This window comes from Hydrogenophaga sp., from assembly GCF_041633695.1.
Classification (GTDB): Bacteria; Pseudomonadota; Gammaproteobacteria; order Burkholderiales; family Burkholderiaceae_C; genus Hydrogenophaga.
Window position 1 is genome coordinate 1 of sequence record NZ_JBFJMY010000417.1, and the last position, 3,660, is coordinate 3,660.

General features: G+C 63.4%; 4 protein-coding genes and 1 pseudogene. All 5 read right to left on the bottom strand.

Annotated features, from left to right (window positions below; translation table 11 throughout):
• The coding region (locus tag ABYB95_RS19235; protein ID WP_372660553.1) for a helix-turn-helix domain-containing protein at positions 1-555 on the bottom strand (555 nt) is incomplete at its 3' end.
• A gap of 4 nt (positions 556-559) precedes the next feature.
• Complete coding sequence (pilW, locus tag ABYB95_RS19240) at positions 560-1,330, bottom strand: type IV pilus biogenesis/stability protein PilW (protein ID WP_372660562.1); 771 nt, start codon at positions 1,328-1,330, stop codon at positions 560-562.
• Between the two features lie 113 nt (positions 1,331-1,443).
• The gene (gene rlmN, locus ABYB95_RS19245; RefSeq protein ID WP_372660556.1) at positions 1,444-2,598 is read right to left on the bottom strand and encodes a 23S rRNA (adenine(2503)-C(2))-methyltransferase RlmN; all 1,155 of its coding nucleotides are present in this window, start codon (positions 2,596-2,598) and stop codon (positions 1,444-1,446) included.
• Positions 2,599-2,683: 85 nt separating this feature from the next.
• Complete coding sequence (ndk, locus tag ABYB95_RS19250; RefSeq protein ID WP_372660559.1) at positions 2,684-3,109, bottom strand: nucleoside-diphosphate kinase; 426 nt, start codon at positions 3,107-3,109, stop codon at positions 2,684-2,686.
• A 169-nt stretch (positions 3,110-3,278) separates the two neighbouring features.
• Positions 3,279-3,660 (bottom strand): annotated as a pseudogene (locus ABYB95_RS19255) (23S rRNA pseudouridylate synthase B); the annotation flags it as partial.

Below are 3,660 nucleotides of genomic sequence, written 5' to 3' on the forward strand. Positions count from 1 at the left end.
CTGCATGGAGCTGTCCAATACCAGGGGCGTCACGGTCACCGACGACGATTCCAGATCAACCGCATCGGCGCCCGGCACACCCGTGGACGGTTCCGTCGTGGGCAGCACCGCATCGGGCAACAAGCGCTCCATCGATGGCAGAAAAATCAGCACCAAGGCCGCCAGCAACAAGACGAAGGTGAGCAATACCGCCGGGCGGGACAACCAGCCCATGGGCGAAGACGAGGAAATTTCTTGCTGGGGTTTGAACGGCGTGTTGATCGCCTGCATCGAATCGCCCAGATGCGGTGTGGCACCCACCGGGATTTGTTGCAACACCGGCGCTGGATCGATCTTGAGTTGCCGGCAGGCGCTGGAAGCCAGGGCCCGGGCAAAGGTCATGTCGGGCAGCTCTTCATACCGGCCCGCTTCGAGCGCCTCCAGCTTCTTGACCGGCACTTTCAAGGCGGCGGCCAGGGCCGCGATGTGCAAACCGGCGGCCTCGCGCGCGCTGCGCAATAGCACCGGACGCGGCATCTGTTCCGGCGCTGCGCCTTCGTACAAGGTATTGTCCATCGCCTCACTCATCGAAAGCCCCACGCTGAAAAGCGGCCCATTCACGGGATTGCGGGAAGCGCTTGGCCAGTTGCTGCGCGAGCTGGTCCACCGAGTCCGCATTTTTCAGGCGGCGCTCGACCTTGATGCCCAGCCAAAAGGTTTCGGCATTGGCCAATTCGGAGTTGTTCAGGCGCCGGATATAAAACTGCGCACGCGAATAGTCGCCCCGCTGGAACAGCAAGGCCGCCAGGTTGTAGCCCGTGATCGGGTTGCCCGCGTCCAGCTCGTAGGAACGCGCGAGACTGGTTTCGGCTTCAGCCAGGTTGCCTTGGCGCACCTGGCACACGCCTTTGGCCATGAATGTCTTGGCTTGGCCGCCATACAGGGGATTGGCCAAGGCCTTGGTGAACAAATCCACGGCTTGCGGGTACCGCCCCTCCTGACATGCGAACCAACCGTAGTTGTGCAAAGCGTCGGAGTCGCGTGGGCTGATTTGTAGCGCGCGCTGAAAACTCTCTTCGGCCAGGCGCGCATCGTTCAGGCGCATGTACACCAGACCACGTAAAACATAGGCCGGTGCGTAGCTCGGATCGGCCGCCAGCGACTGCTTGATTTCATCCAGCGCCACCTTGGTCTGGCCATTCTCAAAATACCCGGATGCCAGTTCCAACCGGAGCCGCGCGCGCTTGCGCACCTCGGGCTCGTCGGATTCGGTCAGCGGTTCGGCCGACACCGAGGTCTCGGCACCGGGTGCACTGGCACAGCCCGCCAGTTGCAGCACAAAGACCGCCATCAACAGCAAAACGACCCCGCTTGCCCAACTCGACTGCTTCGCCCACACGCTGCGGGCCCGCTCGGCCGGCTGCGTTGCGGTCCATGGCAAAGGCGAGAAACGGAGCGCTGGTGTCATACCTGTCCTTCTTTGGAAATCTTCACGATTCGGATCGGCTGCGCAGCGCCGCGGCGGCGCTCGGCCAGGCGGTTGGCTGCGTTGGTGCGATCGAGCACATCGCCGGCCAGCTGACCGCAAGCCGCGTCGATGTCATCGCCGCGTGTCTTGCGCACGGTGGTGACGATGCCACCATCGTTGAGCATTTTTCCAAATTGCAGCACGACCGCACGCGGCGAACAATGCAGCCCGGAATCGGGAAACGGGTTGAATGGAATCAGGTTGATTTTGCACGGAACACCACGACCACCATGGCCTTTGAGCAAGGTCAGCAGCTGGCGCGCGTGTTCCGGCTGGTCGTTCACGCCGTCCAGCATGCAGTATTCGAAGGTGATGAAGTCGCGCGGCGCACTGGGCAGATAACGCAGGCAGGCGTCCAGCAACTCGGCCAGAGGGTACTTGCGGTTGAGCGGCACCAGCGATTCGCGCAACACGTCGTTGGGCGCGTGCAGCGACACCGCCAGCGCCACCGGGCAGTCTTGGCCCAGTCGGTCCATCATGGGCACCACGCCCGAGGTCGACACGGTGACGCGTCGGCGCGACAGGCCGTAGCCGTGATCGCTCAGCATGACGCGCAGCGCAGGCACCAGTGCGTTGTAGTTTTGCAAAGGCTCGCCCATGCCCATCATCACCACGTTGGTGATCACGCGCTCGCTCTTGCACAGGTGCTGGCGCAGAAAATGTTCGGCATGCCAGAGTTGGGCCACAATTTCGCCCGCCGTGAGGTTGCGCGAAAAACCCTGGTGTCCGGTGGAGCAAAAACGGCAACCCACGGCACAACCGGCCTGGGACGACACGCACAGGGTGCCGCGATCGTCTTCCGGGATGAACACGGTTTCCACCGCGTTGCCACCGCCCACATCGAACAGCCATTTGATGGTGCCGTCTGCCGAGTCCTGGCGCGACAGCACAGGCAGCGCGGTGACGTGGCAGACGCCGGGCAGCTTCTCGCGCAGGCTGCGCGCGAGATCGGTCATCTGGTCGAAACTGGAGGCACCTTTCTGGTGGATCCAGCGGAACAACTGAACGGCGCGGAAACGCTTTTCGCCCAGCCGCTCACAAAAGGCGGTCAAACCCTCCAGATCGAAGTCGAGCAGGTTGACCGTTGTCATGGCATCGGCGTGGCAACGGAGCACTCCAGACGCACCCGCACCCCCACCAGGGAATGCTTGCAACGGTGGAGCGTCCAAGCCATCTTCAACGCGAGTAGACGTTCATGCCGGCGAAGAAAAACGCGATTTCAACGGCGGCGGTTTCAGGTGCGTCCGAACCGTGCACGGCGTTGGCGTCGATGCTGTCGGCAAAGTCGGCGCGGATGGTGCCGGCGGCGGCTTTCTTGGGATCGGTCGCGCCCATCAGGTCGCGGTTCTTGGCGATGGCGCCTTCACCTTCCAGCGCCTGGATCATCACCGGGCCGGAGATCATGAAGTCCACCAAATCCTTGAAGAAAGGGCGCTCTTTGTGCACGGCGTAAAACGCTTCGGCTTCGCCGCGCGAGAGGTGGGCCATGCGCGCGGCCACCACTTTGAGGCCAGCGGCTTCAAAACGGGCATAAATCTGACCCACGACGTTCTTGGCAACGGCGTCGGGCTTGATGATCGAGAGGGTGCGTTCGATGGCCATGATTTTCCTGAAGTTTATTGAAAGAAAAGGCTTTTTTGCGTCACTTCGCAAAGCCATTGATTCTACAACGGCAAGCCCTTATCCCCTGGACACAGGCAGCCGACGGGCCCCGCGCCAGATCGGGTCGGCTCCAACCAAAGAACCTGGACCCACCGTGCCTCAAAGCCGTTTACCGGCCACCCGGGCGACCACGGCCGCGTTTGCCACCACCGGATGGGCGCTTGGCGTCCTGCTGGCGCTGGCGCTGCAACGCGTCCTGACCGATGTAACCGTACGTGGTTTTCATGGGATCGGGCTGCGCGCTGGCGCTGCCACCGGCGGCGCCCTTCTTGGGGCCAGCTTTGCCGCCACCCGTGGGCTGCGCACTGGGACCCGAACCGGAGCCGAAATAACGGCTCTCGCGCTTGCCCTGGGGCGGGCCTGCCTTGCCACGACCGGCGGGCTGACGCCCCCGAGGCGCGCCAGGGCGTGCCGCACGTTCGGCACCATCGCCGGCCGGGGCCCCGCCGGCAGCGGCCGTGAGCTGTTCGATGTCGCGCGCGTCAAGGTCC

Coding starts and splice junctions, on each gene's coding strand:
- rlmN (WP_372660556.1), bottom strand. CDS start 2,598: ATGACAACGGTCAACCTGCTCGACTTCGATCTGGAGGGTTTGACCGCC.
- ndk (WP_372660559.1), bottom strand. CDS start 3,109: ATGGCCATCGAACGCACCCTCTCGATCATCAAGCCCGACGCCGTTGCC.
- pilW (WP_372660562.1), bottom strand. CDS start 1,330: ATGGCGGTCTTTGTGCTGCAACTGGCGGGCTGTGCCAGTGCACCCGGT.